This is a genomic window from Ruegeria sp. CDSB013 (genome assembly GCF_059611165.1).
Genome location: NZ_JBXWPA010000012.1, coordinates 22,849 through 48,869 on the forward strand (window position 1 = coordinate 22,849; position 26,021 = coordinate 48,869).

Annotated in this window: 21 protein-coding genes; 9 read left to right on the forward strand and 12 right to left on the reverse strand. The window is 56.9% G+C overall.

The genetic code is table 11. From position 1 onward, the window contains the following. Nucleotides 1-23: 23 nt before the first annotated feature. The gene (locus AC2FJF_RS18465) at nucleotides 24-1,436 is read right to left on the reverse strand and encodes a metal-dependent hydrolase family protein (RefSeq protein WP_037321800.1); all 1,413 of its coding nucleotides are present in this window, start codon (nucleotides 1,434-1,436) and stop codon (nucleotides 24-26) included. Between the two features lie 117 nt (nucleotides 1,437-1,553). Here AC2FJF_RS18465 and AC2FJF_RS18470 point away from each other — a divergent pair, with 117 nt between their 5' ends. Further along, entirely contained in the window at nucleotides 1,554-2,561 is a 1,008-nt protein-coding gene (locus tag AC2FJF_RS18470) for a helix-turn-helix domain-containing protein (protein WP_260027311.1), read from the forward strand. 378 nt (nucleotides 2,562-2,939) lie between these two features. On the opposite strand, the gene gyrB is transcribed toward AC2FJF_RS18470, so the two are convergent. After that, on the reverse strand, nucleotides 2,940-5,357 hold the full coding sequence (gene gyrB, locus AC2FJF_RS18475; protein WP_058272964.1) for a DNA topoisomerase (ATP-hydrolyzing) subunit B: 2,418 nt from the start codon (nucleotides 5,355-5,357) through the stop codon (nucleotides 2,940-2,942). 125 nt (nucleotides 5,358-5,482) lie between these two features. Continuing rightward, nucleotides 5,483-6,055 (reverse strand): TetR/AcrR family transcriptional regulator, encoded by a 573-nt coding sequence (locus AC2FJF_RS18480; protein WP_496726654.1) that lies wholly within the window; start codon nucleotides 6,053-6,055, stop codon nucleotides 5,483-5,485. A 99-nt stretch (nucleotides 6,056-6,154) separates the two neighbouring features. On the opposite strand from AC2FJF_RS18480, the gene AC2FJF_RS18485 reads away from it, so the two are divergent. Then, nucleotides 6,155-6,721 carry a carboxymuconolactone decarboxylase family protein gene (locus AC2FJF_RS18485; RefSeq protein WP_108861618.1) on the forward strand — a complete coding sequence of 189 codons (567 nt, stop codon included), beginning with the start codon at nucleotides 6,155-6,157 and terminating at the stop codon, nucleotides 6,719-6,721. Here AC2FJF_RS18485 and recF read toward each other — a convergent pair. The 6 genes from recF to mutM all read right to left on the reverse strand — a co-directional run bounded on the left by recF (nucleotide 6,718) and on the right by mutM (nucleotide 13,341). Continuing rightward, entirely contained in the window at nucleotides 6,718-7,815 is a 1,098-nt protein-coding gene (gene recF / locus AC2FJF_RS18490; protein WP_496726655.1) for a DNA replication/repair protein RecF, read from the reverse strand. The two genes, AC2FJF_RS18485 and recF, sit on opposite strands and share 4 nt — an antisense overlap. A gap of 59 nt (nucleotides 7,816-7,874) precedes the next feature. Beyond that, entirely contained in the window at nucleotides 7,875-8,996 is a 1,122-nt protein-coding gene (dnaN, locus tag AC2FJF_RS18495; RefSeq protein WP_496726657.1) for a DNA polymerase III subunit beta, read from the reverse strand. Between the two features lie 228 nt (nucleotides 8,997-9,224). Beyond that, a complete protein-coding gene (gene dnaA / locus AC2FJF_RS18500) occupies nucleotides 9,225-10,610 on the reverse strand; it encodes a chromosomal replication initiator protein DnaA (RefSeq protein WP_496726659.1) in 1,386 nt (461 codons plus the stop codon). Between the two features lie 540 nt (nucleotides 10,611-11,150). Beyond that, on the reverse strand, nucleotides 11,151-11,414 hold the full coding sequence (gene rpsT / locus AC2FJF_RS18505) for a 30S ribosomal protein S20 (protein WP_496726660.1): 264 nt from the start codon (nucleotides 11,412-11,414) through the stop codon (nucleotides 11,151-11,153). Between the two features lie 232 nt (nucleotides 11,415-11,646). After that, nucleotides 11,647-12,423 carry an acryloyl-CoA hydratase gene (gene acuK, locus AC2FJF_RS18510; protein WP_496726661.1) on the reverse strand — a complete coding sequence of 259 codons (777 nt, stop codon included), beginning with the start codon at nucleotides 12,421-12,423 and terminating at the stop codon, nucleotides 11,647-11,649. 66 nt (nucleotides 12,424-12,489) lie between these two features. Beyond that, nucleotides 12,490-13,341, reverse strand: coding sequence for a bifunctional DNA-formamidopyrimidine glycosylase/DNA-(apurinic or apyrimidinic site) lyase (mutM, locus tag AC2FJF_RS18515; protein WP_496726662.1), 852 nt, complete (start codon nucleotides 13,339-13,341; stop codon nucleotides 12,490-12,492). Between the two features lie 86 nt (nucleotides 13,342-13,427). On the opposite strand from mutM, the gene ubiE reads away from it, so the two are divergent. Continuing rightward, nucleotides 13,428-14,180: a bifunctional demethylmenaquinone methyltransferase/2-methoxy-6-polyprenyl-1,4-benzoquinol methylase UbiE gene (gene ubiE, locus AC2FJF_RS18520; RefSeq protein ID WP_058272973.1), complete on the forward strand. Its 753-nt coding sequence runs from the start codon at nucleotides 13,428-13,430 to the stop codon at nucleotides 14,178-14,180. Further along, nucleotides 14,180-15,709: a 2-polyprenylphenol 6-hydroxylase gene (ubiB, locus tag AC2FJF_RS18525; RefSeq protein WP_496726663.1), complete on the forward strand. Its 1,530-nt coding sequence runs from the start codon at nucleotides 14,180-14,182 to the stop codon at nucleotides 15,707-15,709. Before ubiE ends, ubiB begins: the two co-directional genes overlap by 1 nt. Before the next feature lie 96 nt (nucleotides 15,710-15,805). On the opposite strand, the gene AC2FJF_RS18530 is transcribed toward ubiB, so the two are convergent. Continuing rightward, nucleotides 15,806-16,981: an acetyl-CoA C-acyltransferase family protein gene (locus AC2FJF_RS18530; protein ID WP_496726664.1), complete on the reverse strand. Its 1,176-nt coding sequence runs from the start codon at nucleotides 16,979-16,981 to the stop codon at nucleotides 15,806-15,808. A 118-nt stretch (nucleotides 16,982-17,099) separates the two neighbouring features. Between AC2FJF_RS18530 and AC2FJF_RS18535 the strand changes: the two genes are divergently transcribed. The 5 genes from AC2FJF_RS18535 (at nucleotide 17,100) to AC2FJF_RS18555 (ending at nucleotide 21,774) form a co-directional block, all read left to right on the forward strand. After that, nucleotides 17,100-17,663 carry a helix-turn-helix domain-containing protein gene (locus tag AC2FJF_RS18535; protein WP_496726665.1) on the forward strand — a complete coding sequence of 188 codons (564 nt, stop codon included), beginning with the start codon at nucleotides 17,100-17,102 and terminating at the stop codon, nucleotides 17,661-17,663. A gap of 110 nt (nucleotides 17,664-17,773) precedes the next feature. Beyond that, entirely contained in the window at nucleotides 17,774-18,958 is a 1,185-nt protein-coding gene (locus AC2FJF_RS18540; protein ID WP_496726666.1) for a glycine C-acetyltransferase, read from the forward strand. 14 nt (nucleotides 18,959-18,972) lie between these two features. Beyond that, nucleotides 18,973-20,001, forward strand: coding sequence for an L-threonine 3-dehydrogenase (gene tdh, locus AC2FJF_RS18545; protein WP_496724273.1), 1,029 nt, complete (start codon nucleotides 18,973-18,975; stop codon nucleotides 19,999-20,001). A 45-nt stretch (nucleotides 20,002-20,046) separates the two neighbouring features. Next, on the forward strand, nucleotides 20,047-20,943 hold the full coding sequence (locus AC2FJF_RS18550; RefSeq protein WP_496726667.1) for a tryptophan 2,3-dioxygenase: 897 nt from the start codon (nucleotides 20,047-20,049) through the stop codon (nucleotides 20,941-20,943). A 3-nt stretch (nucleotides 20,944-20,946) separates the two neighbouring features. Then, entirely contained in the window at nucleotides 20,947-21,774 is an 828-nt protein-coding gene (locus tag AC2FJF_RS18555; RefSeq protein WP_496726668.1) for an alpha/beta hydrolase, read from the forward strand. A 154-nt stretch (nucleotides 21,775-21,928) separates the two neighbouring features. Here AC2FJF_RS18555 and AC2FJF_RS18560 read toward each other — a convergent pair whose 3' ends face one another. Then, a complete protein-coding gene (locus AC2FJF_RS18560) occupies nucleotides 21,929-23,266 on the reverse strand; it encodes a metal-dependent hydrolase family protein (protein ID WP_496726669.1) in 1,338 nt (445 codons plus the stop codon). Nucleotides 23,267-23,535: 269 nt separating this feature from the next. Then, the gene (gene infB / locus AC2FJF_RS18565; protein ID WP_496726671.1) at nucleotides 23,536-26,019 is read right to left on the reverse strand and encodes a translation initiation factor IF-2; all 2,484 of its coding nucleotides are present in this window, start codon (nucleotides 26,017-26,019) and stop codon (nucleotides 23,536-23,538) included. Between the last annotated feature and the right edge of the window lie 2 nt (nucleotides 26,020-26,021).

Consider the following 26,021-nt stretch of genomic DNA (forward strand, 5'->3'; position numbering starts at 1 on the left):
TACTCTCCGGCTGTTGAGACAGGTCAATCCAGTGTGTTTTTGTAGATGACGCCGTCCTTCATGATCAGTCGGATCGTATCTGGGCTTTCAGGCCTCGGGTCGGCACCGAACCACTGATCACCCGTGCCAACAACCGAGAAGTCTTCAAGTGGGTTACCGTCGATCAGCAGGATGTCCGCATAGGCTCCTTCCTCAATCACACCCAGATTGCCCTCGGGATAGGGGTTCATGAATGGTCCGGACAAAGCGGCGATTTCACCGCCAGTAGATGTCATTGCGACCAACGAGGCGTGAGAGCCAAAGAACTCATTATTGAGATGTTTTTCATAGGCAATTTGAATATTGCAGGCGGCTACAGAACCTACGCAATCCGTGTGAAACCCTCTTTTAGCTGGGCACTCATTCATGTTTTTTATGTAGTCGCCAAAAGCCTGCGTAGCTGACTGTGCCTTTCGTAAGCTGGCTGGGACATCTCGAATGGCAGGAATATCGAAGAGATTTGGATCAAATGCGGTGAGATTGGTCGTGATGTAGGCTCCTTTCTCTTCCATCAGCGCTGATATTTCACAATCAAACATGAACCCGTGTTCAATTGATCGCACACCAGCATTCAGTGCCGCCATGATCGTTTCCTTGCGGTAGGAATGGGCCATGACGTAGCTTTCGTATTCGTTGGCAACCTGCACGGCCGCTTCTAACTCTGCCGTCGATCCTGCCAATAACTGCCACGGGTCAAACACTGAAACTACACCGCCTGATTGCATGTACTTCAGTTGTGTTGCTCCCATCCGGAAGTTGTTACGAGCAAACTTGTACATGTCAGAGACGCTGTCGACTTCTTGGGCCATATTCAGACGGCTGAAGTTCGAAGACTGGCCAACAGGCGCCGTAAAGTTGGCGAAATCAGCATGGCCACCACGCGTACTTAGAAAAGCAGCCGCAGGGTAGAAACGCGGCCCGGCAATGGTCCCGGTGTCGATTGCGCGGCGAAGACCTCCATTAGCGCCACCTGCATCTCTTACGGTGGTAAAGCCTTGCATTAAGTACATCTCAGCCATTTGAGTGCCGTGAATCGCGAGGTCTTCCCAAGTGCTGTTGGCTTCCATTGCGGGCAACGTGGGTCCTGGCAGCATCAGGTGTGCGTGATTTTCGATGAAGCCGGGGGTCAGTGTCCTCCCTTCTCCGTCAATGACCGTAGCGTCGGGGGCATCGATTGCGTCGGTTGATACGGCCTTAATCAGATTGCCCTCGACCAATACGCTGGCATTCTCGATGCGCTGTTCACTCACTCCATCGAAGATGTGCACGTTGGTAAACAACGTTTGGGGTTCTTCTTGATCCTGAGCCTGCGCGGACGCTGAAAAAGCAAGTCCTGCAGCGACAATTACCGTCGAGCAAAGCGACATTCGTAGACCGGACATAAGTACTCCCTTCATATTCATGTTTTGCCAACTATAGTCTGGAATTCATTGGCTCGGTTGCCCCTTTTGAATTAGGATGTACGAATGTGACTGCAAAAATGGCCACTTCTTAAAGCTAATCCAACAAGGGTTATGAGCTTGCCTTTCAACTCCACCTCCCGAGAGCATAGCGAGGGCTTTGTTCGCCTCTCTTTAGCCGCTCCCTTTCTGCAATATCTCACCGAACGTAAGATCAATCCGCAACCAGCATTGGATCAGGTCGGCTTGAAAGCTGAACTGATGACTAACCCATCCGTGTTCGTTCACTCCGAGTTGGTTTACGGCTTGGTAAATGCTTTCTCAGAAGTATCAGGGGATCGATACCTAGGACTGAATGTAGGGGAAGCGTTTGACCTACAAGGATGGCCGCCCTTCGCTCAAGCCTTGCAATCTACAAAAACGCTGTTCGAGTTTTTCACCCGCTTTGTTGAGCTCGTGCCGCAGGAGTCCAATTCTGTGCGGCACAGCCTTGTCATTGAAGCAGACAAAGCGACTTATCGTATCGAGAGGCAACAGGAACCAACCGTCCCACCCATTCAGGTGACCGGTTTTGGTGCCGCAATCTATGTACGCCTATTGCAGACCGTCGTCGGAGAGTCCTGGGACTCTTCCCGTGTGCGATGGGAAAGCAGATACATCAATGGGCTGCCTATCGACTACAAAGGGATCGAGGTTGGCCTTGGGACTGATCCCGGAATGCAAATTAGTTTTCCTGTGGAATGGTTGTTTTTGCACCACGTCTCTGAGGGTTCTGCCAAGCCCATAGCATCACTTCGACAAGATGAAGAAGTAACCGTGGTGGCAGCTTTGCGATCTGTCTTACGCGACAAACTGTATGAAACCGATTTGGGACCAGAGATGGTGGCTGGAATGCTGGGAATACAACCGGAACGGTTTCTGAAAGCGCTTCAAAAACAAGGCACAACGCTACCGCGCGAAATCAAACGGCTGCGTATCGATGTCGCCAAGGAGCACCTCAAACAAAACCAGATGACAATTGCAGAGATCGGACTGATGCTCGGCTATTCTGACAAGTCCCATTTCACTCGCTTTTTCCGAGGTCAGACCGGAATGACACCGACCAAGTTCCGAAGCAAGTAAATGTGGTCGAGCCAAATGAACGCTTCGAAGATTAGGTCCTCGTGGGATCAGTTCGGAGAAGTTGTAGTGCGACGTTGAACAGGTTAGTCGACGACATGAATGGTTGGTTGCCACCGCCGATACAACCTCTGCAACTGGCCGTTTCGTTGTGTATTTCGGAGTTAGCAAAGCTTGGTTGCGAAGGTCCGCTTCGGGCTGGAAGCGGCCATCCGAAAACCTTCCCCGGCAATACGGCGATGGCGCGAAACAAGCAAAGAATGAGACCCGAAGATATGGAGCCTCGAACCAAGAAAGTTGAAGGTTAATGCGCCCAAAGTTTTGGGCTAAAAATGCAACTCTTTGGGCGAAATGCAAAGCTATGGGCGCACCTACAAGATCCTAGAAATCCAGGTTCTCCACGCTCAGGGCATTTTGCTGGATGAACTCGCGGCGAGGTTCCACCACGTCTCCCATAAGCTTGGTGAACAGATCATCCGCTTCGACCATGTCGTCCACCCGCACCTGCAAAAGCGTACGTGCGTCCGGGTCCAGCGTCGTTTCCCAGAGCTGATCCGGGTTCATCTCACCCAGACCTTTGTAGCGCTGCAGCGACAGGCCCTTTTCACCTTCTTCCAGAATGGCGCGCAGCAGATCAAGCGGGCCGTGAATTGCCTGTGACCGGTCGCGACGGACCAGCGTTGCCGGGGTGTTGTAGATCTCTTGCAGACTTTGCGTGAAGCTGCCGGTCTTGCGCGCCTCACCCGAACGCAGCATCGGACCGTCCAATGTACGCACCTCTTCGACACCGCGCAAAATACGGGCCAGACGAATTCCGTGATCCTGTGTGATCCGGCCTTGCCAGCCGCGTTCGTATTCCAGCGCGATGAGGTCGAGACGCGCGGCGACTTTGTCTGCAACGCCTTGCAAATCCGCATCAACCGCGCCTGGCACAAAGGCACCTGCAACAGCGGCTTGTTCCAGGATATGGCGTGGATAGTGGGTTGGAAAGGCGTCCAAAACGCGCTTCAACTGACGCGCTTCGTCGACAATGCGCGTCAGATCCTGACCCAGGATCTCTTCGCCAGAACCGAGCTTCAGCACTGCCCCTTCGACACCCTGATTGACTAGGTATTCATCCATCGCCGCCTGATCCTTCAGGTACACTTCGGATTTTCCGCGCGCCACTTTGTAAAGCGGCGGTTGGGCGATGTAGAGATAACCGCCCTCAATCAGCTCAGGCATCTGCCGGTAGAAGAACGTCAACAGCAATGTCCGGATATGCGCACCGTCAACGTCCGCATCGGTCATGATGACGATTTTATGATAGCGCAGTTTTTCGATATTGAACTCGTCTCGCCCAATCCCGGTGCCCAACGCCATGACGAGGTTGCCGATTTCCTGAGATGACAACATTCGGTCAAACCGTGCACGTTCGACGTTCAGGATTTTACCTTTGAGAGGCAAGATCGCCTGAGTTTGCCTATCGCGGCCCGTTTGCGCTGATCCGCCTGCGGAATCACCCTCAACCAGAAAGACTTCGGTTTTGGTCGGATCCTTTTCCGAACAATCCTTGAGCTTGCCAGCCAGAAAGTTCACATCCATCGCCGTTTTGCGGCGGGTCAGCTCGCGCGCCTTGCGAGCGGCTTCACGGGCCAAAGCGGCCTCAATAATTTTGCCGACAATAATCTTGGCCACGTTCGGATTTTCTTCGAACCATTCAGCCAGCTTTTCGTTCATCAGACCTTCGACTGCAGGGCGCACTTCGGATGACACCAGCTTGTCCTTGGTCTGGGACGAGAATTTAGGGTCGGGGACTTTGACCGACAACACACAGGTCAGACCCTCGCGCGCATCGTCGCCGGTAAAGCTGACCTTTTCCTTTTTCGCGATCCCGCTGGTCTGGGCGTAATTGTTGATCGTCCGGGTCAACGCACCGCGGAAACCGGCAATATGGGTTCCACCATCGCGCTGTGGGATGTTGTTGGTGAAGGGCAGGACTGTCTCGTGATAGCTGTCATTCCACCACATGGCGATTTCGACACCGATATCGTCGCGCTCACCCTTGATGTAGATCGGTTCGGGCATCGCGGAGGTCTTGGAGCGATCCAGGTACTTGACGAATTCCTTGACGCCGCCTTCGTAAAACAGCTCGGTCTCCAACCGCTCTGCCGGGCGTTCATCAATCAGAATGATCCGCACGCCCGAGTTCAGAAAGGCCAGTTCGCGCAGACGCTTTTCCAGCGTCTCGAATGAATATTCCAGGTTTGAGAATGTATCCAACGACGCCAGAAACCGCACTTCGGTTCCGGTCCGATCACCGCATTCAGCGACAACTTTCAGATGCTCGACCGTCTCACCACCTTCGAACCGCGCAACGTGCTCCTTACCATTGCGCCAGACTCGCAATTCCAGCCAGTTGGACAGTGCGTTCACCACCGAAACGCCCACGCCGTGCAGACCGCCGGACACCTTGTAGGAATTGCTGTCGAACTTGCCGCCAGCATGCAGCTGGGTCATGATCACTTCGGCTGCGGACACACCTTCTTCGGGGTGAATATCGACTGGAATTCCGCGACCATTATCGCTGACCGAGACGCTGGAATCCGCGTGGATTTTGACGGTTACATGGTCCGCGTGACCGGCCAGCGCTTCGTCAATCCCATTGTCAACGACCTCATACACCATATGGTGCAGACCCGAGCCATCGTCCGTATCCCCGATATACATACCAGGGCGCTTTCGAACTGCCTCTAACCCTTTGAGAACTTTGATGGAATCTGCACCGTATTCCTGGGGTGCCTGTGCGTCTTCGGACATGCCGTCAGTACCTATATTATTTTGGTAACTTATACGTTTTCTGGGGGGGATTGTCACGCGCTACCCCAACATTTTGTGTCGGTCTTGCGTGATTTAGTTTCTTTCGGCAGCTGACTGCCGAATCCCTATAAACGGTCGATATCGGCCGCTATATCCGCTGCGATTTCATGGGCGTCGACATCACTGCGCTCGGCCGACAACCGCAGCCCCAAAAGGTCGGATTGATAACGCGTCGCCAGCCGGTTCGGATCGTGGTTTGGGGCAATTTCTCCGGCCTCTTGCGCCTGACGGAACAGATCTGCAAAGCAGGCCTTCATCTCGGACATGAGAACACCCGCCCGACCGGCGAGCTCGTGATCCTTGGCCTGCAATTCAGCGTAGGTCTTGGCCAACATACAAGCCTTCGCGGGCGCTCCGCTTGCCTCAATAACCAAACGCGGCTGCGCCTTTAAAGCCCCGAGCGGACCTACCCGGTCAGCCAATGCCCTCAGCCGCGCGACACCCTCTTGCGCGTAGCGGTCCAACGCCAGCCCGTAAAGCGCATCCTTGGACCCAAATGCCGCATAGAAACTGCCGGGTTTCAACTTCAACTCGCGCTCAAGGTCTTTCAGGGATGTGCCAGCCCAACCCTGACGCCAGAAGATATCCCTGGCCCGGGCAATCAGGTCATCACGGTCATATTCGGGTTTGCGAGGCATCACCTTCACCAATTCTTGAACGATTGCTCAAATATATACTTGAGTGATCACTCAAGAAAGACTATTTCTGCCTGAACGCGCCAGAAAAGGAGTTCCGACATGGCCAATTTCCCGTCACATGATCTCGAATCCGCCCCCGAAGGGTCCAAACCGTTGCTGGAGAAATCGCAGGCCGCTTTTGGTCGCCTGCCCGGCCTGCACAAGGTCATGGCCGAAAGCCCCCAGCATCTTGAAGGCTATCAAGTTCTGCACGGCCTGTTCATGCAGACCGATTTCGACAACGACGAAAAAACCGTCGTCTGGCAGACCATCAACGTGGAAAACGAATGCCACTATTGCGTACCCGCACATACCGGCATCGCCAAGATGATGAAGGTTTCGGACGAGATCACCGAAGCCCTGCGCAATGAAACCCCGCTGCCGTCGGCCAAGCTTGAAGCACTGCGCACCTTCACCCTGCAAATGATGGAAACCCGCGGCAACCCGACCGAAGCACAGCTGCAGGCGTTCTTTGATGCGGGCTACTCGCACCGCGCAGTTTTGGATGTGGTTCTCGGCCTGGCGCAAAAAACCATGTCGAACTACGTGAACCACATGGCAAAAACCCCGGTTGACGAAGTCATGCGCGGCTTCCTGTGGGAACGTAAGGTCGGCGAGCCGGCCTAAGCGGACACGACCGAGCCCTCAAAGCCATCACTCACGATCAATGTTTGGGCCCGGTCGCCCAGTTCCGCAAACAGCTCAGGCCCGGTGCCAGTCATCCAGGCCTGAGCGCCCAGCGCACAAATCTCATCATACAGCGCCGCGCGCCGATCCGCGTCCAGATGCGCCGCCACCTCGTCCAACAACACGATCGGGGGTGCGCCGATCATACTCGCCAAGGCCCGTGCGTTCGACAGGATCAATGAGACCAACAAAGCCTTCTGCTCACCGGTCGAGCAATCCTTGGCCGGGACGCCCTTGGCAGCGAACACCCCGTACACGTCCGACCGATGCGGCCCCACCAGTGTACGTCCAGCCGCCAGATCCCGGAACCGGCTTTCACTAAGTGCTTCGCGCAGATCCGCTTCCGTTTCCGGCATCGCACCTTCGGTCTGTACCAGCTCCAAGTCCGCCGATGGAAACGCGGTTTCCGCCTGATCCTGCGCCGCGCGCAGATGATCAAGCGCCGAAAGCCGCGCCGCGTGGATGCGGTGACCAGTCTCCGCCATCTGCCCTTCAAGTGCGGCATACCAATGCGCATCCCGCACCTGCTCTTTCAGCAGGCGATTCCGTTCGCGCATGGATTTTTCGTAAGTCAAAGACGCCTCAGCATGGGCTGGGTCGAAACTCAGCGCGATCCGGTCCAGAAAACGCCGACGTCCTTCGGCCCCCTCGATCCAAATCCGGTCCATTGACGGGATCAACCAGACAATCCGCGCCAGCTTGCCCAGATCAATCTGGCTGGACGCCTTGCCATCAATGCGAACCTGCCGCGCGACACCGCCCTCGGACCAGGTTTCTATCTCGTATTGTCGCCCCTGCGCCTGCAGCACCCCGGTCAGTTTCCAACCTAGCGCCTCGGGGCGTCGGGTCATCTCGGCCGCGCTGGCCCGCCGCATTCCGCGACCGGGAGAAAACAGGGACACCGCTTCCAGGATGTTTGTCTTGCCCGCGCCGTTCGGCCCGTGAATCGCAACAGGCCGACCATCCAAAGATAGTCGCGCCAGCTTGTGGGACCGAAAATGCGAGACGGTAAGCTCGGTCAGGGCCAAACCCATGACCCCTCCCTTCATCTTTTCAAAAATACTCCCGCCGGAGGCATCGCACGTCCGTGCGATCAGACGCGCATCGGCATGACGACGTACACGGCGCTCTGGTCACCGCCCTCGCGCATCAGGGTCGGGTCGGCGGCTGAATTGAACAGGAAAACGGCGTTCTCACGATCCACCTGCGAAGCGATTTCCAGCAGGTATTTTGCGTTGAACCCGATCTCCAGGCGCTCATCACCATAAGCGACTGCCAGTTCTTCCTCGGCCGCGCCGCTGTCTGGCGCGTTGACCGACAGCACCAGCTTATCGGTATCCAGCTGCAGCTTTACGGCACGAGACCGTTCGGACGACACTGTCGCAACACGGTCCACAGCCTGTGCGAACTCGGCCGCGTCAACTTCCAGCTGGCGTGTATTGCCCTGCGGAATAACGCGTGTGTAATCCGGGAACGTGCCGTCGATCACTTTTGAGGTCAGCGTGATATCCGGGGTTGCAAATCGCACCTTTGTTTCGCTGACCGACACAGCGATATCCATCTCATCGTCGTCCAGAAGCTTGCGCAGTTCGCCCACGGTTTTGCGCGGTACGATCACACCGGGCATGTCTGCAGCGCCATCGGGCAGATCCGCATCGATGCGCGCCAGTCGGTGGCCATCGGTGGCCACACAGCGCAGCACCTTGCCGCCTTCGGATCCGTCGGCCACATGCATATAAACGCCGTTCAGATAGTAACGCGTCTCTTCGGTCGAGATGGCAAATTTCGACTTATCGAACAACCGGCGCAGCAAGGCTGCCGAGGCCGTAAAGTTCGACTGGTATTCCGAGGACGCCATCACCGGGAAATCTTCCTTCGGCAGCGTCGCCAATGAGAAATTCGACCGGCCTGCTTCAACCGTCAGACGACCTGCGGCGCTGTCGGCCGTCAGTGTCACCAAGGCACCATCCGGCAGTTTGCGCACGATCTCATGTAGCGTGGTTGCCGCAACAGTGGTGGCCCCGGCCTTTTCGACCTGCGCAGGCGCTTTGTCGACCACTTCGATATCCAGGTCAGTCGCCCGGAACATCGCCTGATCGGCTTCGGCTTCGATCAAAACGTTGGCAAGTATGGGAATGGTGTTGCGACGTTCGACAACAGATTGGGCCTGGGAAACGGCCTTGAGAAGGGTGCCGCGTTCGATGCTGATCTTCATACCCTTAATTCCTCTGACTTGCGTGCCGAAATGGGCGGGACTGGCACGTTAGCGGTTCCGCCCTGAGGCACAAGGATTTTTTATGGATTTCTCGGTCGGATTGCCCAAAGCGTCAAGGGCCGCGTGGCCCAGCGGGCACAGTTCATTTCCATCCGTGGAAAATAGCGCACAAGAAAACGCCCCGGGCGTGAGGGTCCGGGGCGTTTCTAACGTGATATGGGTAGGAGCTCAGGCTTCCAGCGCGCGCCGCAGCATTTCCACATCTTCGGCAATCTGGCCGTCTGTGGTTTTCAGCTCTTCGATGCGTTTTACGCCGTGCATGACAGTCGTGTGGTCACGTCCTCCGAACCGGCGGCCGATTTCCGGCAGCGACCGGCTGGTCAGTCGCTTGCACAGATACATCGCAACCTGACGCGGGCGGGCATAAGACCGCAGGCGTTTAGGCCCAATGATGTCGGACAGGCGGATGTTGTAATAGTCTGACACTTTACGCTGAATCTCTTCGACAGTGATCTTGCGCTCGGATGCGCGCAGCACATCGGCCAGGCAGTCCTGCGTCAGCTCCATGTCGATCTCGCGCCCCACCAACGAGGCAAAAGCGAACAGACGGGTCAGAGCGCCTTCCAGCACGCGAACATTGGTTGAGATCCGGTGCGCCAGGAACTCCAGGACGCCATCGGCAATTGTCAGGTCGGGATATGTGCTGCTGTATTGCTGCACCTTGTTTTGCAGGATGCCCAGTCGCAGCTCATAGTCGGTTGGGTGCAAATCGACCACCAGACCACATTGCAGACGCGATTTCACCCGATCCTCAAGGTCTTTGATCTCACCCGGGGCGCGGTCGGCCGAGATGATGATCTGCTTGTTCTGGTCTACCAGCGCATTGAATGTGTGAAAAAACTCTTCCTGTGTCGAATCTTTGCCGGCGATAAACTGCACATCGTCCACCATCAACACGTCAACCGACCGGAACAGATGTTTGAAGTCCATCATCCGGCGTTCGCGCAAGGCCTGCACAAAGCGGTACATGAACTGTTCCGCCGACAAATAGAGCACGTTCAACTCGGGGTGCTTTGTTTTCAGCTCCCATGCAATAGCGTGCATCAGGTGCGTCTTACCCAGACCAACGCCACCGTAAAGAACCAGCGGGTTGAAGGTCACAGGACCACCTTCAGACACACGACGCGCCGCGGCATGGGCCAGTTCGTTGGGTTTGCCAACGACAAAACTGTCGAAGGTAAAGCGGGAATCCAGCGGCGCGGCCTGCAAGGACTCAAATGCCCCATTCGCGGCTTCCATCTGCGGCGCAACAGGTGCATCCCGCACAACTGTCGGCTCGGATTCGGCCTCTGCCTTAGGGCGCGCCGGTGAGTTGGCAGCGACGCGAAAGGTCAGTCGTTGAACCGTTTCCCCTGCGGTGTTCATCTCATACAATATGAGATCCGCAAAGTTCTGACTGACATAGTTGCCCATGAAATTTGTCGGCACGGAAAACACCGCTACACCGTCCTGCAGCTCTTGGAATTCAAGAGGTTCGATCCAGGTCGTGTAGTTGTTTTTTCCGATGGCCTTGAGCAACTTGTTACGTAGTAGTCCCCATTTCTCTTGTGTCATTAAGCGCCTCACGCATCCCATTCTTTATTGGCCTGTCGGCCTTATTGCTATTTTCCGGTTGCCCGGATTAAGCTTTCACACGCAAAAGGGTAACCAACGCCAAACCGCAGAAGTTTGGCGGGTGTGTTTTGGAAAGTCCGCACATCCCTATATTCCGGCGCTCCATACCCGGAACGCCCTGAAAACAGGGTTGCGCAACGCAATCTCATATTCGACAGGGCTTGGTTCCCTGGTGACCCAAGGACCGCAGCAGATTAGCAAACCAGTTGCCAACATTCGTTCCTGACCGTCCTGATGCCCGTCAGTCTAGTCGTTGGAACAGCCTGTCCCCCCAAGCGAGTGAATCGCTGTAACAGTGGTAGCAAGAGGCCAAGGCATCCGGCAACGAAACTCTGATATTGACTCGTATCTTTCGCCGAAAGAATCTCTCGGGTTTGTGAAGGCGCGGCTTTCCGGCAACAGCAAAAAAAAAGCGCCGCAGGACGCGGCGCATTTTCTATCATTTCACCTTGTTTGGTTGACCCAAGGTCAACCCAGATCTTAGCCCAGCGCTTTTACACGAGCCGACAGACGCGACATTTTACGCGACGCGGTGTTCTTGTGGAAAACGCCTTTTGTGACGCCGCGCATCAGTTCAGGCTGAGCTGCGCGCAGTGCTGCGGTTGCAGCGTCCTTGTCACCGGATGCGATCGCTTCTTCTACCTTACGCAGAAAGGTGCGGATGCGCGAACGACGTGCTTTGTTGATTGCGAAACGGCTCTCGTTCTGACGAGCGCGTTTTTTTGCTTGGGGCGAATTAGCCATGTGTGTCTCTGACCTTTGGTTCGGTACGTTGTCTAGGGTTGCGCGCCACGGAATATCCGCACCGGATCAGAAATCACGAGTGTGAGTCGGGCCAAGCGGGCCGCACGCGCATGTATAGCGGCGGTTACTACCCAAGTTGGCCGGGTTTGCCAAGCCGATTCTTTTGATGCGGATAGCTGGTATGAAAAAGGCGGGCAAAGGCCCGCCGGTTTCGATTTGATCAGGGCACCGATTACTTGTCTCGGAATTGCGCGGCGCGTTTTTCCAGGAACGCGGCCATGCCTTCCTTCTGATCCTCGGTCGCGAACATCGAATGGAACACACGGCGTTCGAACAGCATGCCTTCGCTCAGCGGCAGCTCATAGCTGCGGTTTACCGATTCCTTGGCTGCCATTGCGGTCAACTGCGATTTTTCGGCGATCTTCTGGGCTGCGCCCATCGCCTCATCCATCAGTTTCTTGGCGGGAACAACACGACTGACAAGACCAGCGCGTTCGGCTTCTTCTGCGTCCATGAAACGGCCGGTCAGGTTCATGTCCATGGATTTGGACTTGCCGACAAACCGCGTCAGGCGCTGGCTGCCCCCAAGCCCGGCAATGACGCCAAGATTGATCTCGGGCTGGCCGAATTTGGCAGTGTCCGCTGCGATGATGAAATCGCACAGCATCGCCAGTTCACACCCGCCGCCCAACGCATATCCGGCAACGGCTGCAATGATTGGCTTACGGATCGCGCACACGCGGTCGTTCAGAGCACCAAACAGGTTCGAGCTGTAGACATCCACAAAGCTCATCTCGGACATTTCCTTGATGTCCGCGCCTGCCGCGAACGCCTTGTCCGACCCGGTGATGACGATGCAGCGCACTTTGTCGTTGCTATCCGCATCTTCCAATGCGGTGCACAATTCCTGCGCCAGCTGTGAGTTCAGCGCATTCAGCGCATCGGGCCTGTCGAGCTTGATAAGGGCGACGTGGTCTTCGATTTCGACGATGATCGTCTCAAAAGCCATGAGATGAGAGTTTCCGGTTGTTCCGTTCAGGTACGATTCCTTACCACGCGAATTCGCTGGATCAAGCTATCTTTGGCATTGCGTACAGTAGAAGGATGAGCGACCGGACTGGGTGATTCTTTTGATCGGGGTACCACAACCTTCGGTCCGGCAGGGTTCGCCCTCGCGCCCATAGACGTCAAAGCTGTGCTGAAAATATCCAAGTTCTCCATCGGCTTGGCGGAAATCGCGTAGGGAAGATCCACCTGCTTCGATGGCGTCCTGCAATACCTTCCGGATGATTGGAACAAGTGCTGCGACTCGGGTCGCAGAAATTTGACCGGCTTTGCGACGTGGCGACACACGACCGCGATAAAGCGCCTCGCAGACGTAGATATTACCCAGTCCGGCAACGATTCCCTGATCTAAAAGTGCGGATTTGATCGGAGTGTTCTTTCCCCGAAACGCATCGATCAGATGTTGTTCGTGAAAATCATTACCCAGAGGTTCCGGCCCGAGGACAGACAGCAGCTTGTGATCGTCCGCAGTTGCTGTCTGCAACAGGTCCATCGCACCAAACCGGCGCGGATCGTTGAACGTGACACGTGCACCATTGGCCATGTGAAAGACCACATGGTCATGTTTTTGGGTCATCGGATGTTCATGCGCGAATTGCCCCAGCGGATCGCCGGATACGGTCATCCGGCCTGACATGCCCAAATGAATCAGCAGGGTTTCACCGCTGCTGAGATCGGCAAGAATGTATTTCGACCGTCGACGCAATCGCTGAACCGTCTGCCCGGTCAACCGCTCGGCCATCCGCTCAGGGAAAGGCCAGCGCAGATCAGGGCGATTCACTTCTGCCCGGTCGATCGCCACGCCTTCCATCGCTGGGCTCAGGCCGCGTCTTACTGTCTCGACCTCGGGCAATTCCGGCATTACACGGCTCCTATTCCAAAGGGCCGCATTGTGCCCCGGTTCCAGAGCCCTATAACAGAGGCGAAATTCGAAAAACGGCAAGGCAAATGTCCGACAACAGCGACAAGACCACTCATTTTGGGTTCGAAACCGTGCGTGAGGCTGAAAAGGCCGGGCGTGTGCAGGGCGTGTTCAACTCGGTCGCCTCGAAATACGACGTGATGAACGATGTCATGTCGATGGGCATTCACCGGGTCTGGAAGGACGCGATGATGGACTGGCTTGCGCCGCGCCCAGGCCAGCGCCTGCTGGATGTCGCAGGTGGCACCGGTGACATCTCGTTCCGATTCCTGAAACGCGCAGGCTATGGCCATGCCACCGTTCTGGATTTAACCGAACCCATGCTGGTCGAAGGCCGACAGCGCGCCGAGGCCGACCAGATGGCCGACAGCCTGAACTGGGTGGTCGGCGACGCGATGGCTCTGCCCTTCGACGACAACACATTTGACGTCTATACCATCTCGTTTGGCATCCGGAACGTGACCCGCCCGCAAGAGGCCCTGAACGAAGCATTCCGTGTGTTGAAACCCGGAGGCCGCCTGATGGTGCTGGAATTCAGCCAATTGCCTAATGACGGGCTGCAAAAGCTCTACGACCTCTACAGCTTTAACGTCATCCCGCGCATGGGGAAACTCATCGCCAATGACTACGACAGCTATCAATACTTGGTCGAATCGATCCGCAATTTCCCGGATCAGGAAACGTTTCTGGGCATGGTCCGCGCGGCCGGGTTTGAAAATGCCAAGTACCGAAACCTGAGCATGGGCATCGCCGCGCTGCATTCCGGCTGGAAAATCTGATGCGCGGACCACACAACATCATTCGCCTGATCCGCACAGGCGCCACTCTTGAGCGCACAGGCGCCATGAACGTTGTGCTGGACGCGTTCGAGGCTCCGCGCGCACTGCGGTTTCTGGCGCATGCTTTGGGAAAACCGTTCCAATGGCTAGGTTACAAAGGCGATCCCAACATGCCCCCCGCCACACGGGCGCTGACGGCGCTTGGACCGGCATACATCAAGTTTGGTCAGGTTTTGTCGACTCGTCCCGATGTTGTCGGGGATGAGTTGGCCGAACAATTGCGCGTGCTGCAGGACAAGCTTCCCCCATTCTCCAAAGCCGAAGCCATGGCCGAGGTTGAAAAGGAACTGGGCCAGCCGGTATCCGAAATGTTCAGCGAGTTCAGTGAACCCATCGCCGCGGCCTCGATTGCTCAGGTCCACAAGGCCAAGCTGGTTAGCACCGGCGAAGACGTCGCCGTCAAAGTTCTGCGCCCAAACATTGAACGTGCCTTCCGCAAGGATGTAGACGCATTTTATTTCGCCGCCCGCATCGTACAGCTATTCGCCCCCGGCGCGCGCCGCCTGCGACCGATGGAGGTGATCGAACATTTCGACGGCGTGGTCCGCGGTGAGCTCGACCTGCGGCTGGAAAGCGCAGCCGCGTCGGAATATGCGGCCAACACCAAGAACGACGCAGGCTTCTGGCTGCCCCCGGTTGTCTGGTCGCTGTCCGCCCGCCGCGTGATGACGCTCAGCTGGGCTGATGGCGTTCCGCTGGGCGACAACGCTGCGCTGGACGCCGCCGGGCACGACCGCGGCGATCTGGCGGAACGCGTGCTGCGCCTGTTCCTGCTGCACGCACTGCGTGACGGTTTTTTCCACGCTGACATGCATCAGGGCAACCTGAAAGTCGCGGCCAACGGGGACATTATTGCCTACGACTATGGCATCATGGGTCATATCGACGAATATACCCGCCGGGTTTATGCCGAGATCCTCTTTGGCTTTATTCGCCGCGACTACAAGCGCGTGGCCGAAGTGCATTTCGAAGCTGGCTATGTCCCTGCCGACAGGGACGTCGACGAGTTTGCCCGCGCCCTGCGCGCGGTCGGAGAGCCTATCTTTGGCATGGATGCCACCCATATTTCGATGGGACGCCTGCTGAATTACCTGTTCGAGGTGACAGAACGGTTCGGCATGGAAACCCGCACGGAACTGATCCTGCTGCAACGGACAATGGTGGTCGTCGAAGGCGTGGCGCGGTCACTGGACTCGCGCATCAACATCTGGGAAGTCGCCCGCCCGGTTGTCGAAGATTACATCAAGCAATCCATCGGCCCCCGGGCTGCACTACGGGATTTTGGCAAAACCGCTATGGTGCTGGCCCGCTTTGGCCCGCGCCTGCCCGCTTTGGTGGAAAATGCGCTGATCGCGCAGACGCAAAAGGACGACACTCAGAACAAAGGCCTATCGACGGCCATTCTTCCAGCAACCATCGGCGCCGCTGCGGGCGCCGCAATCGTCCTGATCCTAACGGCCTTTACGTAATGCCAATCCGCCAGCTTCATCTGGCCAAAAATATCCTCGGGGGCGCGCGCCGAAGGGCGCGATGGGGGCAGATAGCCCCCCTCTGCCCGATCCGGATCAGATCCGCTCGAAGGCAATGGCGATGCCCTGTCCGCCACCAATGCACATGGTGACCAGGCCCTTGGATCCGCCGATGCGTTCCAGTTCATACAACGCCTTAAGGGTAATGATCGCGCCTGTAGCGCCCACCGGGTGCCCCAAAGCAATTGCCCCCCCGTTTGGATTCACCTTGGCGGCATCCAGCCCCAGTTCTTTGTTTACGGCCAAGGCTTGCGACGCGAAGGCTTCGTTGCTTTCGATCACGTCAAAATCCTCGATCGACAGGCCCGTGCGCGCCAACAGGTTCTGCACGGCCGGAACCGGTCCGATCCCCATGACCTCGGGGCGAACACCGGCGTGGCCATATCCCAGAATGCGCGCCTTGGGTTTCAGACCTGCTTTCTCAGCAGCCTCTGCCGTAGCCAGAACCATCGCGGCGGCACCGTCATTGATGCCGGACGCGTTTCCAGCCGTCACCCGGCCGTCCTTCTTGAACGCCGGGCGCAGTCCTGCCAGCGCCTCGGCCGAGGTCTGCTTAGGGTGTTCGTCGACCGTGAAATTGACCATGTCGCGTTTGACTTTGACCTGCACCGGTGCGATCTGGCTTTCGAAGTAGCCGGCACCAATCGCCGCTGCCGCACGGGTCTGGCTGGCTAGGGCAAACTCATCCATTTGCTCACGCGTGATCTGATGTTCGTCTGCCACGTTTTCGGCCGTCACACCCATATGCCCGGTCCCGAAAGGACAGTTGAGCGCACCCAACATCATGTCCAGAGATTTGACATCCCCCATTTTCGCACCCCAGCGCGCCTGAGGTACGATGTAGGGGCTGCGCGACATGCTTTCGGCACCTCCGGCCACGGCAAATTCTGCATCACCCAACATCAGAGACTGCACAGCGGACACAATCGCCTGCGCTCCCGACCCGCACAGGCGGTTCACATTCATCGCAGGTGTTTCGTTCGGAATGCCCGCTTGTTTTGCAGCGGCGCGCGACAAGTACATATCGCGTGGCTCGGTGTTGATCACGTGGCCAAAAACAACGCTGCCGATCTGGGTCGGTTCGACCCCTGAACGTTCCATCGCCGCTTCCGTCACCACGGTCGCAAGATCAATCGGCGCGGTTGATGCCAGCGCCCCGCCAAAAGTACCAATCGCGGTGCGGGCACCATCAAGAATCACGATGTCTTTCATGTCTCTACTCCTCCGGACTTTGACGGCACTATGCATCTGCGGCATCAGGCTGTCCCATGGAACGTACCGTCACAAGCAGAATTGACATATGACGGACAAACGCGCATGAGATTCCGTCATGACGGAAAACCCAGACGATATCCTGACACGCCTGCCTGCCCGACTGAAAGAGGCGCGCCGCGCCAAAGGCCTTTCGCTTGAAGCCGTGGCAAATCTTAGCGGCGTATCCAGATCGATGGTCAGTCAGATCGAGCGGGGCGAAAGCAGCCCGACAATCTCGACCCTGTGGAACCTGACGCGTGCGCTGCAGGTGGATTTCGCCGGTTTACTCGAAGACGCGAACAACACGGACCAGATCGAAGTCCTTAGGAAATCCGAAGTGCCCAGCATCGACAACATGGGCCAAAACTGCCGGATTCGCATTCTGTCGCCGCCCGAGGAAGCAGGTGGTCACGAAGTCTACGACATTCAGTTCGACAAAGACGGCGCACTGAACAGCCAGCCCCACGCCCGTGGAGCACGCGAGCAGTTGACCGTGCTGGAAGGCGCGGTTCGTGTGACTTCGGGATCTGCCATCAGCGACTTGAAACAGGGTGATACGGCGCGTTATTCGGCGGACATCGCGCATTCGATCGTCGCCAATGGGCCTGCGCGGGTTTTCCTGATCGTCAAAAACGCCTAATTCCAGCGAAATTCCGTCTTCGCGGATTTTTTTCTCGTATATTGTAATTCCCCCATTTGGGAATTATGTCCGTTATGTTAGATATGCGACTCAGACAAACGGAGACCGCCATGGCTGATGCATTCCTGTCCCACATCACGGACACCCTCGCGCAGATCGAATCTGAGGGTCTGTATAAACGCGAACGAATGATCACCTCGCCTCAGGGTGGTGAGATTACGGTGGGCGACAAACAAGTCATCAACTTGTGCGCCAACAACTATCTGGGTCTGGCCGATCACCCCGCTCTGATCGATGCCGCCAAAGGCGCTATGGAACCCAAGGGATTCGGCATGGCCTCGGTCCGGTTCATCTGCGGCACGCAAGACATCCACCGTGAGTTGGAACAGAAGCTGGCCAAATTCCTGAACAAGGATGATTCGATTCTGTTCGCCGCCTGTTTCGATGCCAATGGCGGACTGTTTGAGCCTTTATTAGGGCCTGAAGACGCCATCATCTCGGACAGTTTGAACCACGCCTCGATCATCGACGGCGTGCGCTTGTGCAAGGCCAAGCGCTATCGGTACATGAACAATGACATGAACGATCTTGAGGCTTGGTTGAATCAAGCGCGTGAGGATGGTGCGCGGCACATCATGATCGCGACCGATGGCGTGTTCTCAATGGATGGCTATCTGACCAACCTGCCAAAAATTCGCGAGCTGGCGGACAAATACGATGCCATCGTCATGGTGGATGACTGCCACGCCACCGGCTTCATGGGGCCAAACGGGGCGGGCACGTCGGATCACTTCGGTGTCGACGTGGACATTCTGACGGGAACCTTGGGCAAGGCACTAGGCGGGGCAATCGGCGGTTACATCGCCGGGCCGCAGCCAGTGATTGATCTGCTGCGGCAGCGGGCGCGGCCCTATCTGTTCTCAAACTCGCTGCCACCCTCCATCGTCGCCGCCGGATTGGAAGCAATCCGCCTGGTCGAAGAGGGCGACATGCTGCGCGCGCAACTGTTCGGCAACGCGAAATACTGGCGTGCAGGATTGGAAAATCTGGGCTTTGACCTCCTGCCCGGTGAGCATCCAATTATCCCTGTCATGCTGGGCGAGGCGCAACTGGCGCAAGATATGGCGTCGCGCCTGTTCGACGAAGGCGTCTATGTTTCGGGCTTCTTTTTCCCAGTGGTCCCACGTGGACAGGCACGGATCAGAACACAGATGAATGCGGCTCTAACAAAGGACGAATTGGACCGTGCGCTGACCGCCTTTGGCAAGGTCGGCAAAGAATTGGGAGTGATCTGATGCGCCCCAACACAATGAAAGCTTTGGAGAAATCCAAACCCGAGGAAGGCCTGTGGATGGTGCAGGCTCCGGTGCCCGAAATCGACGCGGACGAGGTTCTGATCCGCATCAACAAGACCGGCATTTGCGGGACAGATATCCATATCTGGAACTGGGATGACTGGGCTGCAGCCACCGTGCCGATCCCGATGATCACGGGCCACGAATTCGCGGGTGAGATCGTCGAAATCGGGCGCAATGTCACCGGTCTGGAGATCGGCCAGCGCTGTTCTGGCGAAGGTCATCTGATCACAACCGACAGTCGCCAAAGCCGCGCGGGCAAGTTCCATCTGGATCCTGGTACACGGGGCATCGGTGTAAACGAACAGGGGGCTTTTGCCCAATACTTGAAACTTCCTGCCTTCAACGTGGTGCCTTTGCCTGAAGACGTACCTGACGAAATCGGAGCCATTCTCGATCCTTTGGGCAACGCCGTTCATACTGCGCTCAGCTTCGACCTGCTGGGCGAAGACGTTCTGATCACGGGCGCAGGCCCTATCGGTATCATGGCAGCCGCTGTCGCCCGGCATGCAGGCGCGCGGCATGTGGTGATCACCGATATTAACCCGGATCGTCTAAAGCTGGCTGAACACGTCGTGCCCACCGTGCGGTCCGTGGATGTCAGCAAGGAAGACCTGCAAGATGTCATAACCGAGCTTGGTATGCAGCAGGGGTTTGACGTCGGCTTGGAGATGTCCGGTTCGCAAGCCGCACTGGACCAGATGGTCGAGGCACTGGTGATGGGCGGCAAAATCGCCTTGCTGGGCATTCCCCCCGGAAAATCCCCGGTGGATTGGAGCCGTATCGTCTTCAAGGCCATCACCATCAAAGGTGTATATGGGCGCGAAATGTTCGAAACCTGGTACAAGATGATCGCCATGTTGCAGAACGGTCTGGACGTCAGCCGGGTCATCACACACCAGATGAAGGTCGACGATTTCGCCGCAGGTTTTGACGCGATGAAATCCGGCCAATCAGGCAAAGTTGTTCTGGACTGGACTTAACGCTCTGGAATTGCGCGGGACCAGACCCTAAACAGGGGTGAAATCATGCGTTTGGAGGAGCAAATGGGCGACAAGGACCGGTATCTGGAACGCGGGATCGAGGACACTCTGGTCACCGATTTCGCGGAAACCCATCGCAAAAGTTATGGCGACTTCCTGCAGCTCAAGACCTTGCTGAACCTGCAAAAGACGTTTCAGGACCCTGCGCAACCGGATGAAATGCTGTTCATCATCATCCATCAGGTCAGCGAGCTGTGGCTGAAACTGATGCACCACCAACTGGTCGAGGTGCGCCGGTTCTTGCAAAAGGATGAATTCGGGCCTGCGATGAAGAACCTCGACCGGGTCAAGGCGATTCAGCGCCAGCTGATCTCGGCTTGGGAGACGTTGCTGACCATGACGCCGGCCGACTACATGACCTTCCGCGAGGCATTGGGCAGTTCGTCGGGCTTCCAAAGCTACGGCTATCGTCAGATCGAATTTATTCTGGGCAACAAAGATGCCTCGACCCTGAAGGTTCACGCACATGATCCCGAAGTGATGGCGATGCTAGACGCCGCACTGACGAAACCGTCCTTGTATGACGAGGTGCTGCACATGTTGTCCCGTCAGGGTTTCGATGTGCCCGATGATTTACTGAACAGGGACTATGCGCAGCCTTATTCCGGCGACAACCGCGTGGTGAAGATATGGGGGCAGGTTTTCCGCGATACGGACCAGTATTGGGACCTATACGCGCTAGCCGAAAAGCTGATGGACGTCGAATCCCTGTTCCAACGCTGGCGTTTTGACCATGTCACGGCTGTGGAACGTGTCATCGGCAACCAAACTGGCACGGGTGGATCCAGCGGCGTGTCCTTTCTGCGCAAGGCCCTGAATTTACGCTTCTTCCACGACCTCTACGATGTGCGCACCGAATTGATGTATGCGGGGCAGGAGTAGGCGATGCTGTATCGAGGGTTCCCTAAGGATGAGCTGGAGCGTGAATACTCCCCCAGTTCGATGATCGGTGGCGATCTGACGCCTTATCTGGACAGCTACACCGCACTCAGCGCGCAGCACCGGGCGAGGATGGACGTGAAGGAAAACGTCGCCTATGGCGAATCGCCGGCGCAAGTGCTGGATTTCTTTCCCGCGAAAGGAGCAGGCGCGCCTCTGCACGTTTTTGTTCACGGCGGATATTGGCAAGCGCTCAGCCAGCGCGAATCAGCGATGATGGCCCCCGCACTGATTGAGGCCGAGCAATCCTTTGCCACGTTGAATTACACGCTGGCCCCGGATGCGCGGCTGGATCAGATGGTCAACGAATGCCGCGATGCCCTGCTTTGGCTGGCAGAGAACGCGTTCAATTTGGGCTTTGATCCGTCGCGGATCACCCTATCGGGACACAGTGCTGGCGCGCATCTGGTGGCCATGGTCATGGCGACCTCGGCGGATGCGTTGGCCCGCGCAGGATTGCGCGTGCGCGATGTTATTCTGATCAGCGGCGTCTATGATCTGGAACCGATCAGCCTGACCTCGGTGAACGACCCGCTGCAGTTGACCCCGGTCGAAGTGCACGATCTGTCCCCGATCCTGCACCTGCCACCCCCCGGCCCACGCTATCACGTGACAGTGGCGGAACGGGACACGCCGGAATTCATCCGCCAAAGTCGTGATTATGCGGAAGCTCTGCGCAAAGGCGGGCATTCGGTCAGTTTCGATTTGCAAAAGGGCATGCAGCACTTCGATATCATCATGCATCGAGGGACGTTTTTGCCGGCAAATCGGTAGTCAAAGGCATCAAAAATCAACTGATTTGATATTTTCCCGGGAAATTAACACAACCATTACAAACCTTACCTTTGTAGCCAAGCTTCGAACGCCCGGATCGAGCCCAACGCAGTCGTTACAAAATTGGCTTTGAGCAAAGGACTTCATCTGGAACTCAGTCCAGCGTATTCTTGTAGACTTTGCCGTCTTTCATGATCAGATCGAAATTCTCATGCGGGTCTGCGATCAGGTCGATATCTTGCAGCGGATTGCCGTCCACCAGGATTAAGTCGGCATAAGCGCCCTTTGCGATCACACCCAGGTCACCTTGTTGATAAGGGTGGCGCGGGCCTGAGAGTTTGAGCAGTTCAGCATTGGTTGAAGTCGCCATTTTCAGCACCTCGTATGGCGTGTACCAGCGCTGCAATTTGGCAAGGAACGCACCCTGACGTTCGGCCAGTTTGGGATCGAACAGGATATCGGTGCCAAAGGCGACTTTCACACCAACATCTTTCGCAGTTTTATAGGTGAAATCTGTGCCGTTGGTGACGTCGATCCATTTCTGCTGGCTGACAGGGTCGTCGAAAGAAAAGCCATCCTCGTCATCCAGAAGAGGCTGCACAGACAACCACACGTCGTTGTCGCGCATCAGTTCCATCGTTTCGCGGCTCATCAAAAAACCATGCTCGATGGACTTAACGCCAGCGGCAACGGCAATTTCCACAGCCTCGTCCGTGAAGACATGAGATGCAACATAAGTGTTGTAGGTGTCGGCCACCTCTACAAAAGCCTCGATTTCGGCCTTGGTGTATTGGCGTACATCCAGAGGATCATAGGTGGATGACACCCCGCCACCGGTGGAAATCTTAAGTTGGGTTGCACCCATGCGCATGATCTCACGCGCGCGTTTGACCACTTCCGGAACACCATCAGCTTGCGCCATCAAACCAACGCTGTACCAGTACCATTGCGAATCCGCGCCGTTCGTCGGAACCGCTTGGTAGGGGCGATAGTCAAAGTGGCCGCCGGTTTGTGTCACGGGTGGGCCGGACGGCAGGATACGGGGGCCTTCGATCTCGCCTGCGTCAATCATCCGTTTTATGGCAAATGAATTGCCGCCAACGTCGCGCACCGTTGTAAAGCCGCGCATTAACGTGCCTTCGGACCCGATGGCACCCCGCACCGCGACCTCAAGAATATCGCCGGTCACAACCACACTCTGCGGATTGCAACAGTAAAGCGTGTGCCAGTGTACGTCGATCAGGCCCGGCATCAACGTTCGCCCGCCGCCATCGATGACGATACCATTGGCGACGGCGAGGGGTTCTGAGGACACATCTGTGATCAGATTGTCGGTTACAACAACATAGGCATTTGTAATCATTTCCTCATTCACACCATCAAACACGTTGACGTTTGTGAACAGTATCGGCCCCCCATCCTGGGAGAGCGCTTGCGAACTGGCTATAGTGAGAAAAATCGACGAAACCGCCGCAAGTTTGGGAAAATGCATTCTAAATTCCTCAGAAAATTCTGTCGGAGAAACCATCCCAGCGGAAGCAAGCTTTTTCAAGGATTCCCTCACTTTTCTGCAAGGTCGGCTTTGTCCGCATAGCCGACCTTGAAGTCAGACTCATCTCATAATTAGGGCAGGATTGTAAAACGCACCGTCTGACTGGATTCAGAGAATCTCATACGCACAATCAAAGGCTTGCAATCATTCACAAAAATAAAACAGCGGCCCGAGTGAGCCGCTGTTTTTTGTTTTACTGTACTACCGGATCAATCCAGCGTGCGGGTGACCTCTTCGCGCTCGAAGATTTCGATCACGTCGCCTGCACGGATATCGTCGTAGTTCTCGAACGCCATCCCACATTCCTGACCTGACTGAACCTCGGCCACTTCGTCTTTGAAGCGCTTCAGCGTCTTCAGCGTGCCTTCATGGATCACCACGTTGTCGCGCAGCAGGCGGACGCCTGCGGAACGACGCGCCACGCCTTCGGTGACCAGACAGCCAGCAACCTTGCCGACGCCGGTAACTTTGAAGACTTCGCGAATCTCGGCATAACCGATGAACTTTTCGCGAATCTCGGCGCTCAGCAGGCCGGATGCGGCGGCTTTCACGTCGTCCACAAGGTCATAGATTACCGAGTAGTAGCGGATTTCCACGCCCTTCTGATTCGCGGTGTTCCGCGCCGACGCATTGGCACGCACGTTGAAGCCCAGGATCGGCGCACCGGATGCTTCGGCCAGGCCGACATCGGTTTCGGTAATCGCACCTACGCCCGAGTGCAGCACGCGCACGCGTACCTCGTCGTTGCCGATCTTCTCCATCGCCTGAACGATGGCCTCAGCCGAGCCCTGAACGTCTGCTTTCATCAGAATTGGCAGTTCGTTGACGTTCTCGTCTTCCTTGGCTTTCTGCATCAGCTGCTCAAGGGTCGTTGCGGCGCCAGCGGCAGCGCGTTTGTCCTTGGCGGCCTGTTCGCGGTATTCGGCGATCTCGCGGGCCTGCGCTTCGGTCTCGGTCACGTTCAGAACGTCGCCAGCCTCGGGCGTGCCGTTCAGACCCAGAACCTCGACAGGAACCGAGGGGCCAGCTTCCTTGACGCGTTCACCCTTGTCATTGATCAGCGCTCGGACTTTACCGTATTGCTCACCCACGACGAAGATATCGCCCTGACGCAGCGTGCCGTTCTGAACCAGAACAGTAGCGACGGGTCCGCGACCCACGTCCAGCTGTGCCTCGATCACGGCACCTTGGGCAGCGCGATTCGGGTTGGCTTTCAGCTCCAGAATCTCGGATTGCAGCGCGATGGCTTCCAGCAACTCATCCAGACCCTGACCGGTGATCGCAGAGACTTCGACGTCCTGAACTTCACCCGACATTTTCTCGACGATGACTTCGTGCTGCAGCAGATCGGTGCGCACCTTGTCCGGATTCGCGCCTGGCTTGTCGATCTTGTTGATCGCCACGATCATCGGCACTCCGGCCGCTTTTGCGTGGTTGATCGCTTCGACCGTCTGCGGCATCACCGCGTCATCGGCGGCCACAACCAGAACCACGATATCCGTGACTTGAGCACCGCGCGAGCGCATCGAGGTAAAGGCCGCGTGACCCGGCGTATCCAGGAAAGACAGCGTGGTGCCGCTATCGGTTGTTACCTGATAGGCACCGATGTGCTGGGTGATGCCACCCGCTTCGCCTGCCACAACCCGCGCATCGCGGATCGCATCCAGAAGCGAGGTTTTGCCGTGGTCAACGTGACCCATGATCGTGATGACTGGCGGACGCGATTTCAGATCGGCTTCGTCGTCCTCGACCTCTTTGATGACGTCCTCGACATCCGAATCAGAGACACGGGTCACTTTGTGACCGAATTCTTCAATGATCAGCTCGGCGGTATCGGCATCAATGGTCTGGTTCTGCGTGACCATCATGCCCATGTTCATCAGCGATTTGACAACGTCTGCCACACGCTCGGCCATACGGTTGGCCAGCTCTGACACCGTGATCGCCTCGGGCAGCTGTACGTCGCGGATTACCTTTTCGCGCTCGACCGTACCACCCATGGCTTTCTGACGCGCCCGCTCCTGCTTGCGCTTCATCGCCGCCATAGAGCGGTGCCGATTACCTTCGCCGCCCGTTGCCTGACCCAGTGTCAGCTTGCCGGACCGGCGGTTGTCATCACGGCCTTTGCCACGATTTCCGCGCTGTTCACGCTCGCGATCGTTTTTCCGCGGCGTTGCAGCCGGTGCAGGCTTGTTGGCCGGGCTGCGCGGAGCAGCCGCCTTGGGCTCTGCTGGTGCAGCCGGAGCAGCAGCGCGTTGGGCCGCAATTTCAGCCTCTTTGCGCTTGCGTTCATCTTCTTCGGCCTTGGCACGTGCACGTTCTTCGGCCTCACGCTGTTCGCGTTCCTTAGCCTCTTGCTCCGCACGACGACGGGCGCGTTCTTCTTCACGCGCTTTTTCAGCTGCCTCACGGGCGGCGGCCTCTTCGACCTCGCGGGCTTTGGCAGCCTGCAGCGCCTTCATCCGGCGGGCCATCTCCGCATCGGAAATCCCGGCAGGGCGGCGCGACGGATCACCCGAGGGCGTTGCTCCGCCACCCGGCTTGCCGGCACCCGGCTTGGGAACCACCACGCGCTTGCGTTTGGTCTCCACCACGACATTCTTGGTACGTCCGTGGCTGAAACTTTGTTTCACATTTCCGGGGCGTGCCCCGCCACGAAGACCCAATGTCTTTTTGCCGTCATTATCGCTCATAA

Excerpts from the sequence above, each read along its gene's own strand:
- AC2FJF_RS18550 (WP_496726667.1), top strand. The coding sequence starts at position 20,047 with ATGCGTTTGGAGGAGCAAATGGGCGACAAGGACCGGTATCTGGAACGC.
- AC2FJF_RS18535 (WP_496726665.1), top strand. The coding sequence starts at position 17,100 with ATGACGGAAAACCCAGACGATATCCTGACACGCCTGCCTGCCCGACTG.
- infB (WP_496726671.1), bottom strand. The coding sequence starts at position 26,019 with ATGAGCGATAATGACGGCAAAAAGACATTGGGTCTTCGTGGCGGGGCA.
- AC2FJF_RS18540 (WP_496726666.1), top strand. The coding sequence starts at position 17,774 with ATGGCTGATGCATTCCTGTCCCACATCACGGACACCCTCGCGCAGATC.
- gyrB (WP_058272964.1), bottom strand. The coding sequence starts at position 5,357 with ATGTCCGAAGACGCACAGGCACCCCAGGAATACGGTGCAGATTCCATC.
- acuK (WP_496726661.1), bottom strand. The coding sequence starts at position 12,423 with ATGGCTTTTGAGACGATCATCGTCGAAATCGAAGACCACGTCGCCCTT.
- ubiB (WP_496726663.1), top strand. The coding sequence starts at position 14,180 with ATGCGCGGACCACACAACATCATTCGCCTGATCCGCACAGGCGCCACT.
- AC2FJF_RS18470 (WP_260027311.1), top strand. The coding sequence starts at position 1,554 with ATGAGCTTGCCTTTCAACTCCACCTCCCGAGAGCATAGCGAGGGCTTT.
- ubiE (WP_058272973.1), top strand. The coding sequence starts at position 13,428 with ATGTCCGACAACAGCGACAAGACCACTCATTTTGGGTTCGAAACCGTG.
- AC2FJF_RS18485 (WP_108861618.1), top strand. The coding sequence starts at position 6,155 with ATGGCCAATTTCCCGTCACATGATCTCGAATCCGCCCCCGAAGGGTCC.
- AC2FJF_RS18480 (WP_496726654.1), bottom strand. The coding sequence starts at position 6,055 with ATGCCTCGCAAACCCGAATATGACCGTGATGACCTGATTGCCCGGGCC.
- AC2FJF_RS18465 (WP_037321800.1), bottom strand. The coding sequence starts at position 1,436 with ATGAAGGGAGTACTTATGTCCGGTCTACGAATGTCGCTTTGCTCGACG.
- AC2FJF_RS18560 (WP_496726669.1), bottom strand. The coding sequence starts at position 23,266 with ATGCATTTTCCCAAACTTGCGGCGGTTTCGTCGATTTTTCTCACTATA.
- dnaN (WP_496726657.1), bottom strand. The coding sequence starts at position 8,996 with ATGAAGATCAGCATCGAACGCGGCACCCTTCTCAAGGCCGTTTCCCAG.
- dnaA (WP_496726659.1), bottom strand. The coding sequence starts at position 10,610 with ATGACACAAGAGAAATGGGGACTACTACGTAACAAGTTGCTCAAGGCC.
- AC2FJF_RS18555 (WP_496726668.1), top strand. The coding sequence starts at position 20,947 with ATGCTGTATCGAGGGTTCCCTAAGGATGAGCTGGAGCGTGAATACTCC.
- tdh (WP_496724273.1), top strand. The coding sequence starts at position 18,973 with ATGAAAGCTTTGGAGAAATCCAAACCCGAGGAAGGCCTGTGGATGGTG.
- recF (WP_496726655.1), bottom strand. The coding sequence starts at position 7,815 with ATGGGTTTGGCCCTGACCGAGCTTACCGTCTCGCATTTTCGGTCCCAC.
- rpsT (WP_496726660.1), bottom strand. The coding sequence starts at position 11,414 with ATGGCTAATTCGCCCCAAGCAAAAAAACGCGCTCGTCAGAACGAGAGC.
- AC2FJF_RS18530 (WP_496726664.1), bottom strand. The coding sequence starts at position 16,981 with ATGAAAGACATCGTGATTCTTGATGGTGCCCGCACCGCGATTGGTACT.
- mutM (WP_496726662.1), bottom strand. The coding sequence starts at position 13,341 with ATGCCGGAATTGCCCGAGGTCGAGACAGTAAGACGCGGCCTGAGCCCA.